This is a genomic window from Cyclobacterium sp. SOCE241 (assembly GCF_056867545.1).
On record NZ_CP149779.1, the window covers coordinates 5,697,479 to 5,713,778 of the forward strand.

The 16,300-nt window shown below is 40.3% G+C and carries 13 protein-coding genes, 2 pseudogenes and 1 riboswitch; of the genes and pseudogenes, 14 read left to right on the plus strand and 1 reads right to left on the minus strand.

Annotated elements, in window-relative coordinates; genetic code table 11:
* The first annotated feature begins 42 nt into the window (after nucleotides 1–42).
* The 13 genes and pseudogenes from WG932_RS28975 to WG932_RS29035 all read left to right on the plus strand — a co-directional run bounded on the left by WG932_RS28975 (nucleotide 43) and on the right by WG932_RS29035 (nucleotide 14,357).
* On the plus strand, nucleotides 43–1,353 hold the full coding sequence (locus tag WG932_RS28975) for a hypothetical protein (protein WP_483086210.1): 1,311 nt from the start codon (nucleotides 43–45) through the stop codon (nucleotides 1,351–1,353).
* Nucleotides 1,354–1,624: 271 nt separating this feature from the next.
* A riboswitch (SAM riboswitch) is annotated at nucleotides 1,625–1,726 on the plus strand.
* A 76-nt stretch (nucleotides 1,727–1,802) separates the two neighbouring features.
* Nucleotides 1,803–2,846: a homocysteine S-methyltransferase family protein gene (locus tag WG932_RS28980; RefSeq protein ID WP_014021082.1), complete on the plus strand. Its 1,044-nt coding sequence runs from the start codon at nucleotides 1,803–1,805 to the stop codon at nucleotides 2,844–2,846.
* Nucleotides 2,847–2,850: 4 nt separating this feature from the next.
* A pseudogene (metH, locus tag WG932_RS28985) lies at nucleotides 2,851–5,562 on the plus strand (methionine synthase).
* A 94-nt stretch (nucleotides 5,563–5,656) separates the two neighbouring features.
* Nucleotides 5,657–6,610 carry a methylenetetrahydrofolate reductase [NAD(P)H] gene (gene metF / locus WG932_RS28990; RefSeq protein ID WP_014021084.1) on the plus strand — a complete coding sequence of 318 codons (954 nt, stop codon included), beginning with the start codon at nucleotides 5,657–5,659 and terminating at the stop codon, nucleotides 6,608–6,610.
* 128 nt (nucleotides 6,611–6,738) lie between these two features.
* The gene (locus WG932_RS28995; RefSeq protein ID WP_483086211.1) at nucleotides 6,739–7,203 is read left to right on the plus strand and encodes a hypothetical protein; all 465 of its coding nucleotides are present in this window, start codon (nucleotides 6,739–6,741) and stop codon (nucleotides 7,201–7,203) included.
* Entirely contained in the window at nucleotides 7,200–8,624 is a 1,425-nt protein-coding gene (locus WG932_RS29000; protein ID WP_149393898.1) for a CCA tRNA nucleotidyltransferase, read from the plus strand. The genes WG932_RS28995 and WG932_RS29000 overlap by 4 nt, the downstream gene beginning before the upstream one ends.
* Nucleotides 8,621–9,352 carry a tetratricopeptide repeat protein gene (locus WG932_RS29005; protein WP_014021087.1) on the plus strand — a complete coding sequence of 244 codons (732 nt, stop codon included), beginning with the start codon at nucleotides 8,621–8,623 and terminating at the stop codon, nucleotides 9,350–9,352. Before WG932_RS29000 ends, WG932_RS29005 begins: the two co-directional genes overlap by 4 nt.
* A 699-nt stretch (nucleotides 9,353–10,051) precedes the next feature.
* A complete protein-coding gene (locus tag WG932_RS29010) occupies nucleotides 10,052–10,306 on the plus strand; it encodes a hypothetical protein (protein ID WP_483086212.1) in 255 nt (84 codons plus the stop codon).
* A complete protein-coding gene (locus WG932_RS29015) occupies nucleotides 10,291–11,298 on the plus strand; it encodes a dihydroorotase (RefSeq protein WP_483086213.1) in 1,008 nt (335 codons plus the stop codon). Before WG932_RS29010 ends, WG932_RS29015 begins: the two co-directional genes overlap by 16 nt.
* A complete protein-coding gene (locus WG932_RS29020) occupies nucleotides 11,291–11,806 on the plus strand; it encodes a DUF4199 domain-containing protein (protein WP_483086214.1) in 516 nt (171 codons plus the stop codon). The genes WG932_RS29015 and WG932_RS29020 overlap by 8 nt, the downstream gene beginning before the upstream one ends.
* Before the next feature lie 11 nt (nucleotides 11,807–11,817).
* Nucleotides 11,818–12,369 carry a DUF4199 domain-containing protein gene (locus WG932_RS29025; RefSeq protein ID WP_014021090.1) on the plus strand — a complete coding sequence of 184 codons (552 nt, stop codon included), beginning with the start codon at nucleotides 11,818–11,820 and terminating at the stop codon, nucleotides 12,367–12,369.
* 7 nt (nucleotides 12,370–12,376) lie between these two features.
* Nucleotides 12,377–13,338, plus strand: a pseudogene (locus WG932_RS29030) (glycosyltransferase family 2 protein).
* Nucleotides 13,338–14,357, plus strand: a complete 1,020-nt coding sequence (locus WG932_RS29035) for a glycosyltransferase family 2 protein (RefSeq protein WP_483086215.1) — start codon at nucleotides 13,338–13,340, stop codon at nucleotides 14,355–14,357. Before WG932_RS29030 ends, WG932_RS29035 begins: the two are co-directional and overlap by 1 nt.
* A 300-nt stretch (nucleotides 14,358–14,657) precedes the next feature.
* On the opposite strand, the gene WG932_RS29040 is transcribed toward WG932_RS29035, so the two are convergent.
* Nucleotides 14,658–15,041 carry a hypothetical protein gene (locus tag WG932_RS29040; protein ID WP_483086216.1) on the minus strand — a complete coding sequence of 128 codons (384 nt, stop codon included), beginning with the start codon at nucleotides 15,039–15,041 and terminating at the stop codon, nucleotides 14,658–14,660.
* Nucleotides 15,042–15,560: 519 nt separating this feature from the next.
* Here WG932_RS29040 and WG932_RS29045 point away from each other — a divergent pair.
* The gene (locus WG932_RS29045; protein WP_483088742.1) at nucleotides 15,561–16,298 is read left to right on the plus strand and encodes a polysaccharide biosynthesis/export family protein; all 738 of its coding nucleotides are present in this window, start codon (nucleotides 15,561–15,563) and stop codon (nucleotides 16,296–16,298) included.
* Nucleotides 16,299–16,300 lie beyond the last annotated feature (2 nt).

Here is a 16,300-nt window from a genome sequence, read left to right on the forward strand (position 1 = left end):
TTCCCCGGCTAAAATTATATCTTTGCATCTTTAAATAGCCCTATGAGATGGATCTTATACATACCCCTTTGGTTGGGATTAGCTTTTAATTTACATGCCCAAGGCAATGTTTCTGAGCGGTCTACCATTTATGTGTTGGCCGGTACCTCGGGAGCTAATATCAGAGAATTCAATGAGATGCTTGCTGATAAAGGTATTTCAAACCTTAGAGGAGGATATACTACTTTAGGGGTAGGCTACCAATACAGATTGTCCGATTTTATTTTGGGTTTTGAGCTCTATCAAAATACCGGGGCAAATTCCTATTACAGGGATTATGTAATTGATAATAGAAGTACCCGTTTTTACATGAATGTTGGGTATGCACTTACCCAAGAAAGTAATTTTCACCTGATTCATTACATGTCTTTAGGGGCAGGTTATGTCAACTTTGAAATGCTAAAGGATCAAAGAAATGTAGAAGACTTTAGCGCATTTTTGCAGCAACCTGAACAGGGTTTTATTTTAAGAGAGCGAAATATTCATAAGGGGACCCAAAACTTCGGAGGGTTTTTAACTGAAATTGGCTTTCAGTTTGGATATGATTTTAGTCTTCCGGGCCTTGAAGAAACTGTTGGTCTCTTAGGAAAGTTTGGCTATTCCTTTAGCCCTTTTGAAGGGGCTTGGGAAATGAATGACATTACATTTGATAATCTACAGAGCGGAGCTTTTTTCGGTTGGGTGCAGGGTTGTCAATGCCTGACAAAAACTAAACTGTTTTTTCCTGATGCCGGAATTGGTGCCCATTTCTTTTATGGTTACAATTTCACCAAGCCCGGCATACTTAATGAATATTTGGTCAACAACGGCTTGTCTCCGTTTAAAGATCAACCCAACAATTTTGGGATGAAGATCATCGGAGGAAATCGCAGGTGGTTGTATTCTTTTGATGTTTTCAATATTGCCAACTCTGGAAGGGCCAGTGAAAATCAAGACCACACACTCAATAGTGTAAGGTTGTATGGGAACTATGGTTATCAGCTTTACAAAATGAGAAATCTTGAACTTGGTGTGATGGCCGGCTTAGGCTATGGGAATGTCCGATACACACTATCAAAAGATAATAAGCCGGATTTTCCTGCTTTGTTTGAAGAGCCGGATTACGATGGTTACTTAAAAAGCAGCGGGTTAATGGCTAAATCCGAAGTGATGGTGGCTTATGCAATACCTGTATTTAAGAAGATGTTTAGGATGGTTTCCTCAGCACATGCTGGTTACGAACAGCCTTTAAATAAGTATAAATTTGGAGATTTGAACATGACCAATTATATGGCCGGGCCCTATTTTCAAATTGGCCTTGGAATAAGGCCTTGACGGAATCCTCGCGATGTTGGGATAGGAAAATATTTCGAGGACAGTACATTATGCTTTAGCAGTTTATATTAAAAAATAAAACTACGACCAATATTTATTTGTTAGTCAAAGTCTTCAAACAAATTAGATTTCAAAAATAACAGCTATTTACATCTCCTATTTGTTTAGGTTCTATGATTGAGGAGATTTATTAAACCCTATATCTCTATAGGTTATTAAAGATTTTCACAAAAAAAAGAACTTATTTACTGAATTCATGTTACTTTTGAATCGCTTATCGAGAAAGACGGAGGGTAGGGCCCTATGATGTCTTAGCAACCTGAGTTAACAAGGTGCTAATTCCCGTTCCGGAAATGCCGGATAAAGATGAGCCGCAAAAGTTAGAAAAATGCTCTAGTTTTACATCGGTTCATGCTCGTATAAGCTTTTTATTTTAATATACGATTCAAATGGCAAACAGAACCAACTTATTACTTCAACAATTACAAAAGCGCATTTTGATATTGGATGGTGCTATGGGTACCATGATCCAAAGATATGGGCTTAAGGAGGAAGATTTTAGAAATCAAGAACTTGCCACTGTCAAAAAATCATTAAAAGGTAACAATGACTTGCTGTCTTTGACCCGGCCGGATATCATCAAAGCGATTCACAAAGCTTATTTTGAAGCAGGAGCAGACATTGTAGAAACCAATACTTTTAGCAGTACCACAATTGCTCAGGAAGATTACGGACTTGCAGAACTGGCCTATAAACTCAATTTTGAGTCTGCCAAGCTTGCCCGAGAAGTGGCCGACGAATTCTCCGCCGACGAACCTGAAAAACCAAGATTTGTGGCAGGAGCTATTGGGCCAACCAACAGAACTGCTTCCCTATCTCCGGATGTAAATGACCCCGGTTTCAGAGCTGTAAGCTTTGACCAATTGGTCAGTGCCTATGCGGAGCAGGTAGAAGGGTTATTGGATGGAGGTGTGGATACCCTTTTGGTTGAAACGGTATTTGATACCTTAAATGCCAAAGCAGCAATTTTTGCCATTCAAGAAGTTTATGAAAAGAGGGGATTACCCTTGGAACCTTCAGAAGGAGGCATTCCCATAATGGTCTCGGGAACCATCACTGACGCTTCCGGAAGAACCCTTTCCGGACAAACCACAGAGGCATTCTTAATATCAATTGCACATGTGCCCTTATTGAGTGTAGGCTTAAATTGTGCCTTAGGGGCAGCTGAACTTAGACCCTACTTAAAGGTCTTGTCAGACAAGTCCCCCTTCAATGTGAGTGTTTACCCCAATGCCGGCCTTCCCAATGAATTTGGAGAATACGATCAGGGTCCGGAAGAAATGGATAAGGAAGTAAGCCTGTTTTTAAAAGAAGGCTGGGTCAATATTGTTGGTGGCTGCTGCGGAACCACTCCGGAACATATTGCTGCTTTGGCCGAGTCTGCAAGTAAATATCCGCCAAGAAATCTACACGTTTTAACGGAAGAAGATTAATTTCATGAGTAAACCTACTAAAATATCCACCTTGCAATTATCAGGGTTAGAGCCACTGATTTTTAATGAATCCTTAAATTTTGTGAACATTGGTGAGCGTACCAATGTCACAGGTTCTAAGAAATTCGCAAGACTTGTATTGAATGACAACTATGACGAAGCGCTTGAAGTAGCCTTAGACCAAGTACGAGGAGGAGCGCAAATCTTAGATGTATGTATGGATGAAGCCATGCTAGATGGGGAGGCCGCCATGGTGAAATTCCTTAATCTGGTAGCCTCAGAACCTGAAATAAGTAGGATACCTGTAATGGTGGATAGCTCCAAATGGAGAATTATTTTGGCAGGACTTAAATGCATTCAAGGCAAAGGAATTGTCAATTCCATTAGTCTAAAAAATGGGGAGGAAGAATTTTTGTTCCAAGCCAAAACCATTAAAAAGTTTGGCGCTGCAGTGGTGGTCATGGCCTTTGATGAAAAAGGGCAAGCGGACTCTTACCAAAGGCGAATCGATATTTGTAAAAGGTCCTACGACTTGCTTACGGAGAAAATTAAATTTAATCCTCAAGACATTATCTTTGACCCCAATATCTTTCCGGTGGCTACCGGAATGGACGAACATAAAAACAATGCCGTTGACTTTTTTAAAGCCACCAAATGGATTAAAGAAAATCTTCCCGGTGCAAAGGTAAGTGGTGGAGTGAGTAACGTCTCTTTCTCTTTTAGAGGCAATAATCCGGTAAGAGAAGCCATGCATGCGGTATTCTTGTATCATGCCATAAAACATGGGATGGATATGGGAATAGTTAATCCATCTATGTTAGAGATTTATGACGACATCCCCAAAGACCTGCTTGAACGGGTAGAGGATGTGATGTGGAATAAACGGGAAGACGCTACTGAGAGATTATTGGATTTTGCTGACTCGGTAAAATCTCAAGGGAAAAAAGGCAAAGCAGATGAAGCTTGGAGAAGCCTGCCGGTGGAAAAAAGAATTCAACATGCTTTAGTCAAAGGGGTGTTGGACCATATCATTGAGGATACAGAAGAAGCACGCCAGCAATTGATTGATGCGTTAAAGGTCATTGAGGGTCCACTTATGGATGGGATGAATGTAGTTGGTGACCTTTTTGGTGAAGGTAAAATGTTTTTACCCCAAGTAGTAAAGAGTGCCAGAGTAATGAAGAAAGCTGTGGCTTACCTTGAACCATTTATGCCGGTTCCGGGCACCAATGAAGCCACAGGAGAGCAGGAGGATAATGTGAAGCGAATTTTATTGGCTACAGTAAAAGGAGATGTACATGACATTGGCAAAAATATAGTAGGAGTGGTCTTGGCTTGTAATTCTTACAAGATTATAGACTTGGGTGTGATGGTTGAAACTGATCGAATCATTCAAGAAGCTGTGGACAAAGATGCCCATATTATCGGGCTAAGTGGGCTGATTACACCTTCATTGGATGAAATGGTTAATGTGGCTTCAGAAATGGAAAGACGGGGGCTGGATATTCCGCTTTTGATAGGAGGGGCAACCACCTCAAGAATCCATACTGCAGTGAAGATAGATCCGGTTTATAGTGGCATAGTTGTGCATGTGGCAGATGCTTCCAAGTCAGTCCCGGTGGCAGGAGAGGCCATTAGCAAAGAAACTAGGGATGCGTATAAAAAAGACATTAAAGCAACCTACCAGAAATTAAGGGAGGTACATGCAGCCAAGCAAGAGGTGAAACAAATGGCTACTTATAATGAAGCCAAAGCCAACCCTGTTGCCATAGATTGGGCGAATTATACACCTGTGAAGCCAAATAAATTGGGAGTGACTGTTTTGAAGAACATGGACCTTTCAATCATTAGAAATTATATTGACTGGACTCCTTTTTTCAGTACTTGGATGCTTTCAGGAAGATTTCCAAAGATTTTGAAGGATCCGGTAGTAGGCGCAGAGGCTCTTAAATTGTACAATGATGCCAATAAGATGTTAGATCGAATAGTGAATGAAGGTTGGTTGACAGCCAATGCTGTATTTGGTCTGTTTCCTGTGCAAAGATCCGGAGATGATTTGATGGTTGATCCTAATTTTACCGAGGGAAAACCCTTTTCCTTTCACTTCCTAAGACAACAAGGAAAAAGGTAAAGGAATTCCAAACCGCTCATTGGCAGATTATATCCATCCCGACAGTACAGATTATATGGGAGGATTTGCTGTTACAGCAGGGTTGAATATTGAAAAAAGCTTAAGGAATTCCAGGAACAAGGGGATGATTACAACGACATCATGTTGAAGGCAATGGCTGACCGATTGGCAGAGGCAGCAGCCGAATATCTCCATCTGTTGGTTAGAAAAGACTATTGGGGCTACGCACCTGAAGAGTCTTTAGAAAACGAAGACTTAATTAAAGAAAACTATACCGGTATTCGTCCGGCACCGGGTTACCCGGCTTGTCCCGAACATTCCGAGAAAAGAACTTTATTCGATTTATTGGAAGCAGAAAAGAATGCTGAGATGGAACTTACCGATAGCTTTGCTATGTACCCCACTTCCTCTGTAAGTGGCTATTATTTCGGACATCCTGAAAGTAAGTATTTTGGTCTGGGGAAAATCAGTAAAGACCAAGTCGCTGATTATGCCCGAAGAAAAGGAGTGTCCACAGCTCAGGCAGAAAAATGGCTTTCCCCAAATCTCGCCTACACACCAAAATTGACTTCAGAACCTCAATAAGCCGACATTCAAGCCAAAGGGTATATACCTAGGTAATCATAAAATAATTAAAGCTTTTGAAGATTATTTCTTAAAAGCGTTTCAATACACTATCATGAAAGTCACCGAATACTTAAAAAACGCAGATAAAACATTATTCTCTTTTGAGATCCTCCCACCATTAAAAGGGCAGAGTTTGACCAATCTATTGGATGGTATTGCACCCCTTATGGACTTCAACCCACCATTTATAGATGTGACCTACCACAGAGAGGAATACATGTATAAGAAACACCCAAATGGTCTACTTGAAAAAATAAGCACCAGAAAGAGACCCGGAACGGTGGGTATTTGTGCGGCAATCATGAACAAGTTTAAAGTGGATGCTGTACCTCACCTCTTGTGTGGAGGCTTTTCTAAGGAGGAAACAGAAAATGCACTGATTGATTTGTATTTTATAGGAGTGGAAAATGTTTTGGCTTTGCGTGGTGATGCACCCAAATTGGAGTCCAATTTTGTTCCTGAAAAAGATGGGCACCATTATGCTTCTCAACTTGTAGAACAAATCATCGGGATGAACCATGGAAAATACCTTCATGATGAAACTGAAGTTGGTTTTCAAACAGACTTTTGTGTGGGCGTTGCAGGTTATCCTGAAAAACATTTTGAAGCCCCAAGTTTAAATTTTGATTTGAAAAAATTACAAGCCAAAATTGATGCCGGGGCTGATTATATTGTTACTCAAATGTTTTTTGACAATCAAAAATACTTCGATTTTGTGGAAAAAGTGAGGGCAGCGGGTATTGATGCCCCAATAATACCCGGCTTAAAACCCATTACCACTTTGTCGCAAATCGTAAACTTGCCCAAAACCTTCTTTTTGGACTTGCCGGATGATTTGTTGACGGCTTTGGAAAAATGTAAAAGCAATGCGGACGTGAAAGCTGTGGGAATTGAGTGGGCCATTCAACAAAGTAAGGAACTGATAAAATATGGAGTACCAACGCTTCATTATTATACCATGAGTAAAGCTGATACCACCTATAAAGTAGCCAAAGAGGTTTTTTAATCCGACTTGTTCAATGGTTAATCAATGGTTACTCCTTGTTTAAAAGGAACTCTATCCTAAGAATTAGGATCGAAATCAGTTGTTTCATTTCATGGGAAAAAAGACTTTTATCATAAAAAAATAAAAACGTGGATCATAAGGAAATTAGCCGTCAATTTACTGAAACTGGTAAGATTAGCTTTGAAGATACCCAAGGCCAAGGTTTTGATTGGGTGAAAGTGGAACAATGGAGACCTGAAATGGATGGATTATTTTTGATTCATGAAATTTACCAGTTGAAATCTTTGGTAGGTAACTTTTCTGAGATAGCGCTAGATATCGTAGAGTATGCGGCCGATGAAACTATTTTCCTTAGCCCCCAGCCATCATGGAATATAAATAAGGGTAAATCCGGAGGATTAATTAAATTTGCATTGGTAGGCTCTCCTTATTGGAAACAAATTCTTCAGCAAATTAGGGAAATTGTTTTCCTAAAGTGGGAAGATGAGAAAAGATCTTCAGTGATTAAAGGGGAGCAGGCTTTTCCCTTTACACGGAAATCTAAGCTTATGGGGCTATATGAAGATGGCCGCGTGAAAATTATAAATGGATGAATCTGTCAAATTCTTTAGATAAAATTAAAACCTTTAAGAAGGTCGGCCAGGTAGCGGATAATTTAGGAATGGAAACCTACGTGGTGGGAGGTTTTGTAAGGGATATTCTTTTGAAAAGGCCATGCAAGGACTTGGATTTTGTTTGTATAGGAGATGGAATCAAATTGGCAAAAGCAGTTGCTGACGCTTTAGAAGGTAAACCACAGGTTTCAATATTCAAAAACTTTGGTACAGCAATGATCAAAATGGATGAATGGGAACTGGAATTTGTAGGGGCTAGAAAAGAGTCATACCAGAACCATTCAAGGAAACCAAAAGTAGAAGCAGGAACTCTTGCCGAAGACCAGGAGCGAAGAGATTTCACCATCAATGCATTGGGTATAGGCTTGAATGCCAATAATTTTGGGGAATTATTAGATCCGTATGATGGGGTGAAGGATTTGAAACGAAAAATCATTCGTACGCCGACAGACCCCGATATTACTTTTTCAGATGACCCATTGCGGATGATGAGGGCCATTAGGTTTGCTGCACAATTGAAATTTGATATTGAGGCAAATACCTTTGATGGGATCATTAACAATGCGCATCGAATGTCCATTATCTCCGGGGAGAGAACAATTGTGGAATTGAATAAAATCATCATGACAGATAAGCCCTCCTACGGGTTTAAGTTGTTGTTTGTAAGTGGCTTATTGAAAGAATTTTTTCCGGAAATGGTGGCCTTACAAGGGGTGGATTCCGTGGGAGATAAATCGCACAAAGATAATTTTTACCATACCCTACAAGTATTGGACAATGTAGCAAGTAGGTCAGATAGCCTTTGGTTAAGGTGGGCTGCCATTATGCATGACATTGCCAAACCTCCAACCAAAAGATTCAATCAAAAAGTAGGCTGGACCTTTCATGGACATGAAGACAAGGGGGCAAGAATGGTTCCGGGAATCTTTAGAAGATTAAAGCTTCCTATGGACGAAAGAATGAAATATGTTCAAAAATTAGTAAAATTGCACCTGAGGCCCATAGCATTGGTGAATGATAAGGTGACAGACGCTGCAGTTAGAAGACTCCTGTTTGAAGCGGGTGATGATGTGGACGATTTAATGCAACTCTGCAGAGCAGATGTTACCTCAAAAAACAACAACAAAGTCAAAAGATTTTTAGCTAACTTTGATAAGGTTGAGCTAAAGCTTCAAGAGGTAGAGGAAAAAGATCAAGTAAGAAATTTCCAACCTCCTGTGACTGGTGACGAAATCATGGCTATATTTGGTTTGAAACCTTCGAGGGTAGTAGGAGATTTGAAAGAAGAAATCAAAGAAGCAATCCTGGAAGGACATATACAAAACAATAAAAACGAAGCATTGGAGTTAATGTACAAGTTAGCTGCAAAAAAAGGAATAGTAAACAACCCTGATAAATGATGAAAATGAAATTTTCCGTATTGATTTTGTTGCTGTGCATCGGCGCACAAAGTTTTTCCCTTGCTCAGGAGGCTACCCCTGCTGCCCCTGAAACCAAAGTTACAAGCGAAAGCAATAAAGCTAAAAATGATGTAGACAACAGAATTTATTCCCTAGCCATGCGATACAATGATGCATCCGTGGCTAAAATCAAGCTTTATGAGCTGATGGAAAGAAATCCCGGGAATCTTGTTTATGCTGAAACACTTGCCTCCATGTATTTCGAAATGGAACAATATGGTTCGGCGGCCTTAGTATCTTTAGACTTGTTGGAAAGAAATGACAAAAACCTTACTGCTTTGGAAGTGGCAGCTTTTTCTTTGGAGCAGCTAGGTGCTTTGGAACGTGCCTTGCCTCATTTTGAATCTTTACATTTATTGTCGGGAGATTTATTCAGCTTGTATAAAGCCGGATATTTGCAATACACCTTGAAAAAATACGACGAAGCCCTCAATTCAGTCAATATGCTGATCAAGGACAGCAAAGCTGCAGAGCAAAAACTGAATTTTCCTAAGGGTGAAAACAATGGTATGCAGGAAGTGAGCATGACAGCCGCCGCAGAAAATTTAAAAGGATTGATTTATAAGGAGCAAGGGAGCAATGCAGAAGCAAAAACTGCATTTGAGGCCGCTTTGGCTGTAAACCCGGATTTTGAATTGGCCAAAGAAAACTTGGCAGGTTTACAATAATTTTTTTTGCTACGGGGATGCTTATCTCCAATCCATATTCCCGGTGTCTGAGCGGAGCCGAAGATATAGGGTGTGATTATTATCTCACCTATCCCTTCGGCTCTGCTCAATGTCCGGTTACTCAATTGACATCACGGGAATCAGCAGCCCATATATTAATTCTGGAAAAAACTTTAACAATAAAGTGTCTCAAGTAGTCTGGAACCCTGACAGGATGATAGCCAAGGCTGGAGCTTCTGGTTTAATAAATTAATCTATGAATCCGATTTCTCAAAGGGTTTTAAGTGAATTTAGAATAGAAGATATTGTAAGATTGTTAGAACTTATTTCTGGAGACGTATTTATTAATTACACTATATTTAAAACCGGATTTCGCATATAGGCTACCTGAAAGAAACCGAAGAATCCTAAAGGACTGAAACGATAAAAGACACGGGTGAAGCCCGTGGTAGGGTAAATCAACGTACTCTTGATCTTGGTGGAATGGTTGCCTTTGTTGCTACAATGCTGACAAAATCCAACCTGTTCTAGTAGGAGTAAAGACCATGTAGCTGAATTAGTGTTCTTCAGAAAAAAAAATAGCTTCGGGTTGATTAAGGTTTGATAGAGTAGTAAAATAACAATTGCTTAAGGCTTTCCTCCGCTTTTATTTCCATTTTAGGGAATAAAATTGCAGTTTTGCAAAAATAAAAACAGCTCATGACCGTACGCTTCCAGTCACTAAAAATCATCACAGAAAAAGAAATCCTACCTGCCGCTGATTACATATTTGATGGAAAAACCATACAACCAGCTAACCCTGATACCATTGCCGAGAATGAAACGCTAGTCGATTGTAAAGGACTATTAGGCTCCAGAGGTTGGACCGACCTTAGGTGTTTATCCGGCGAACCCGGACAGGAATACCGTGAAACTTTAGAGAGCCTCTCAAAAGCCCTTTGTCAGGGGGAATGACAGAAGCTGTGCTTTTGCCTAACAGTAATCCTCCCATTCAATCAAAAAGTGAGGTGGCTTACATAAAAAATCACACCCAGTTTTTGCTCCCAACTTTTCACATTCAAGCAGCTGTTACGAAAAACTTTGAAGGGGAAGAGCTGACGGAAATGTTAGATCTTAACCATTATGGTGTGAAACTATTTGGAGAGGGACTGGTTTCCCTAGCCCATTCAGATCGGATGATGAAGGCATTACAATACCTGCAGAAATTTGATGGGGTCTTGTTTGACCAGTCTCAGGATCCAATGCTTGCCCTATTTGGTCAGATGCATGAAGGAATCCCTTCCACCATGCTTGGTTTAAAAGGTATTCCGGATTTGGCTGAAGCAGTAGCCGTACAAAAAAACTTAGAAATATTAAGGTATACAGGTGGAAGGCTGCATTTTCAGGCCGTCAGTACACTTGGGGCATTGGCTCATATTCGCCAAGCTAAAAAAGAAGGGCTGGCTGTGACAGCCGATATGTCTATCTATCAGTTGCTTTTTACAGAGGAAGACTTGTTGGGTTTTGATACCAATCTAAAGGTCATGCCTCCTTTCAGAGGAAAAAAACAACAAGAAGGATTGATGGAAGCATTGGTGGATGGAACCATTGATGCTTTGGTTTCCAATCATATTCCCCATGAATTAGATGCCAAAAACATGGAATTTGATCTTGCTCCTTTTGGTATGGCTGGTTTGCCTACATTTATCCCCGCAGTGGTCACCTTAGCTGAAAAACTAGGCTATCCGCTATTGGTTGAGAAGCTAACCAATGGACCTCAGACAGTATTGGGAAATAAAGGAGAAATTTGGGACAGCCTTACAGTATTTGATCCAAGTGAGGAATGGTTATTTGATGAAAAAAGCAACGCCTCGTTGGCTAACAACAATCCCTATATCAACCAAACCTTAAAAGGTAAAATAAAATACCTTATTAACAAGGGTAAAATGGAGGGAATAAATGAATAGGTATTTAAAAGCTGCTTTGCCATTTGGGCTCTATGGTGGAGCCCTTTGTTTCTTAGGCTTCCTGACAATTTATTTGTTAGACATAGAACCATTGAGCATGAACCTGATATTTGGGTACTTGGTCATACCGATCTTTGTGTTTTTTGGAATCAAAAACTTTCGGGATAATTTTAATGGAGGCAACTTGTATTTTGGTCAGGGCATGACTGTTGGTTTTTTTACCTATACTATCATTGCCTGTTTTTCAGCATTGTATATAATAGGAAGCATACAGTTGGACATGGACTTATTCACCACCTTCAAACAAATCAACTTAGAATTGATGAGTGACAATAAAGCTGTTTTAGAGGAGCAGTTGAATGTAGCAGCTTATGAAGAAACCTATGAAAATATTTCAGAAATGACTATTTTTGATGTTGCGATCAATGATTTTTTGAGAAAAATATTCCCGGGATTGTTCTTTACCATCATAATTTCCATAATTTTAAAGAGGAACGTTGAATTTTAAAACCTTTAGTTATGGAACTGCAAGAAAATATATCCCCTTCAAAAGCCGCACTTAATTCCGGTTTGATCATTGGGCTGGTGATGGTGACACTCACCTTTATCATTTATTTTATTAACTACACTTTCCTGGTTGCCGCGTGGTATGGTTTTGCCGTCTTTGCCTTGTTTTTTGGGATGGTCATCTACTTTGGTATACAATACCGTAAAGACATTGGAGGATTTATGACCTTTGGTACGGCCTTTCAATTTGCCTTTGTGACTTTAATTGTTTCCGGATTGATTACCACTTTTGGTAATATTCTATTGTACCAAGTAATTAATCCAGAACTTTCAGAAATTTTAGTAAAAGTCCAACTTGAAAACATGATGGACCTTTTGGATAATTTTGGTGCAAGTGACAGTCTTTCAAGTGAGCAAATCAAGGACATGCGTGTGGATATGGAAGATGCGTTTACAATCGGAGGACAAGTTTCTAGTTTTGGTATTTCACTGTTCATTTATGCCATTCTCTCGCTAATCCTTGGTGCAATTATTAAAAAAAGGGACAAATCAACAGATTTTTAATTGACTTATGCCACAAATTTCTATCATCATTCCTGTTTTTGACGAAGAAGAATCATTGCCTGAACTTCAGGCATGGATAGATAGGGTGATGGTGGCCAATCAACTCGCCTATGAGGCCATCTATATTGATGATGGTTCCAGAGATGGTTCCTGGAAGGTAATTCAACAGCTTTCAGCAAAGAATTGTAATGTAAAGGCTGTAAAGTTTCTACGCAACTATGGGAAATCTGCAGCCTTAAATATAGGTTTTTCTAAAGCCCAAGGGGATGTAGTAGTTACCATGGATGCAGACTTGCAAGATAGCCCTGAAGAAGTGCCTGCCCTCTACAGAATGATTACCGAGCAAGGTTATGATCTGGTGAGTGGGTGGAAAAGAAAACGACACGATCCACTGTCCAAAACCGTTCCTTCAAGGTTATTCAATGGTGTGACCAGAGTGATTTCAGGTATTAAACTTCATGATTTTAATTGCGGGTTAAAGGCCTACGCCAATAAGGTGGTTAAAAACATAGAAATATATGGTGAAATGCACAGGTACATTCCTTTGATTGCCAAATGGAATGGGTTTGGAAAAATTGCTGAGAAAGAAGTAGTGCACAGTCCTAGAAAATATGGCAGTACCAAGTTTGGCTTGGAGCGCTTTATTAATGGTTTTCTTGACCTGATATCAGTTTCTTTTGTCAATAGGTACAAAAAGAAGCCCATGCATTTTTTGGAACCATGGGCTCCCTCTCTTTTATGAGCGGATTTGCCATCACTCTTTGGTTGATTTATGAAAAAATTTCAGGTCTTAGCAAGGGGATAAAAGTTAGAGAAATTACCGATCAACCCTTGTTCTTCTTGGCGCTTGTAGCTTTAATTGTTGGGGTACAATTGTTCCTCACCGGCTTTATGGCAGAAATGATGACTTCCAATAATGCGCATAAAAGTGATTATACCATTGCCGAAGAAATAAATTCCGAGGAATAATGCGGTTCTCTGTAATCATCCCGGTTTTCAATCGCCCAGATGAACTGCACAAACTCCTGGAAAGTTTGTGCAAGCAATCATTGACTGATTTTGAAGTAATCGTGGTGGAAGATGGTTCAGACTTGTCTTCCGAATCCATTGCCAAATGTTTTCAAAAGCAACTTTCTATTAATTATTATTACCAGCAAAATACCGGTCAAGGCTTTGCCCGTAACAAGGGCATGGAGTTGGCAAAGGGAGAATATTTCGTTTTCTTCGATTCGGACTGTATAATTCCAGAAAATTATTTCAGGATCCTGAGTACCAATCTTGATTCGCGTCGTTTAGATGCCCACGGAGGACCTGACGATGCTGGAGAGGACTTTTCTGAATGGCAAAAAGCCATGAATTATAGCATGACTTCTTTTTGGACCACCGGAGGCATTCGAGGAAAAATGAAAAACCCGGCAAAATACCAGGCACGCGGTTACAATATGGGTTTTTCCCGGTTAGTGTATGAAAAGCTTGGAGGCTTTGTTCATCCCAATATGGCAGAAGACATAGAATTCAGCATTCGCATTAAAAAAGCGGGGTTTAAATTGGAACTGGTGGAGGAAGCTTTTGTTTACCACCACAGAAAAAATGACTTTCCTTCATTTATTCGCCAAAGTCATCAATTTGGTAGAAACCGTGTATTCATTACCCGCTTTCACAAAGATGCCCTCAAACCGGTTCATCTTCTGCCACTATTATTTTTACTGGGCCTAGTGTTTCTTCCTATCGCTTTTCTATTTTTGAAGCCATTGGGATGGCTGATGGCAGTCGCTTATTTCCTCTGGACCATGGCGGTATTTATTAGTGCCCAAGGAAGAGTCAAGTCCAGGTTTTTTGCTGTATTGACCTCCTATGGACAATTGATAGGATATGGCACCGGAGTACTTAGGCAAGCCATTTTTTCTTATAAAATAGGTTTTTGGGAAGGTGTTGAATACCAGGGTTTTCTTCGGCCACTGAGCCTGTCGAAGAGTGCCGAATTGTGAGAATGTGTCCAATCATTCCGGCCACTGAGCCTATCGAAGTGTACCGGAGTGTGAGAATGTGTCCAATCATTCCGGGCACTGAGCCTATCGAAGTGTGCCGAAGTGTGAGAATGTGTCCAATCATTCCGGGCACTGAGCTTGTCGAAGTGTACCGAATTGTGAGAATGTGTCCAATCCTTCCGGCCACTGAGCTTGTCGAAGTGTACCGAATTGTGAGAATGTATCCAATCCTTCCGGCCACTGAGCCTATCGAAGTGTACCGAAGTTTAAGAATGTGTCCAATCAGTCCGGGCACTGAGCCTATCGAAGTGTACCGAATTGTGAGAATGTGTCCAATCCTTCCGGCCACTGAGCTTGTCGAAGTGTGCCGAAGTGTGAGAATATGTCCAACCCTTCCGGCCACTGAGCTTGTCGAAGAGTGCCGAATTGTGAGAATGTGTCCAATCTTCCGGCCACTGAGCTTGTCGAAGTGTACCGAAATGTAAGAATGTGTCCAATCCTTCCGGCCACTGAGCCTATCGAAGTGTACCGAATTGTGAGAATGTGTCCAATCCTTCCGGCCACTGAGCTTGTCGAAGAGTGCCGAATTGTGAGAATATGTCCAATCCTTCCGGCCACTGAGCTTGTCGAAGTATACCGAATTGTGAGAATGTATCCAATCCTTCCGGGCACTGAGCCTGTCAAAGTGTACCGGCATGTTTCGAGTTAACCAACCTTCGTCCCTGAGAACACTTAGGGTAGGGCAAGGGTGTGGCAGTCTCACCAATGTTGTGATTCCTTTCAGCCCAGAAGGCCCTCGCAAAGTCTCGGATTGACATGAATTAATACCGAGAGGGACAATCCCCTTGAATGTAAGGGTTTAGACCAAAATAAAATGCTAAAAAAGCCTGATTATATGGATGAATAGCACTTGCAGGCTAAAGACACTCCAAAATTCACACCAGGTAAAATCAAGCAAGTTTTACCATATAAAGTGTTTTACATAAGGAATAATGTATTTTGATATATAAATAGTGTAGGTTGAATTTTAAGGTGAAAAAAGGTATTAAACAGTTTTTTTACTGGCTTACTTTTAAATATCTTTGTCAAGAATTAAAAAGTTCATTTTATCAATTAAAAATGAAGCCACTCAACAGATTATTTTTTACCTTTTTTATTTTAGTTGCTGCCAGTTCTTGTGTTTCCAATAAGAAAATCATCTATATGCAAGATTTGTCTGAAGAAGACATTCCCTTGTTTACAGAATCTGAACTTGTGGCCAACAGTACGGCTGATTATTTCTTGCAATACAATGATGTGGTAGACATCAATGTCAGCACCACCTCCCCTGAATTGAATGAAATTTTTGGAATAGCATCCGGTAATCAATCATCAAATATGAACATGACTCAGGGGGCTCAAAATGGTGGAGATATATTCTTTATCAATGGGTATACTGTAGATGAAAATGGTATGGTGGAGTTACCCTTATTAGGTGAAATTAAACTGTTAGGACTGACCACCAAGCAGGCCCAGACCTTAATAGAATCTGAACTAAAGGAATATGTAAATAAGGAGGACTTCTTTGTAAGGGTACGTTTGGGAGGTGTTCGTTTTTCGGCATTGGGAGAGTTTAATAACAATGGTAATTTCACTATTTTACAAAACCGAATCAGTATTTTTCAGGCCATCGCCCATGCCGGAGATTTAACCACTACTGCCAAAAGGGATCAGCTGGTATTAATGCGCCAATACCCGGAGGGTACCAAAACTTTCCGGATCAATCTAAACGATGAGCGATTGATTGCCTCAGAATTTTATTTTATCCGGCCCAATGACATGCTGTATGCAGAACCTATGAAAATTCGTGAATTGGGTACCGGCGTAAATTTTGTCCAAACTTTTCAACTGGCGGTGACCACCCTTTCGGCGGTGTTACTTGTATTGAATGCCATCAATTAATA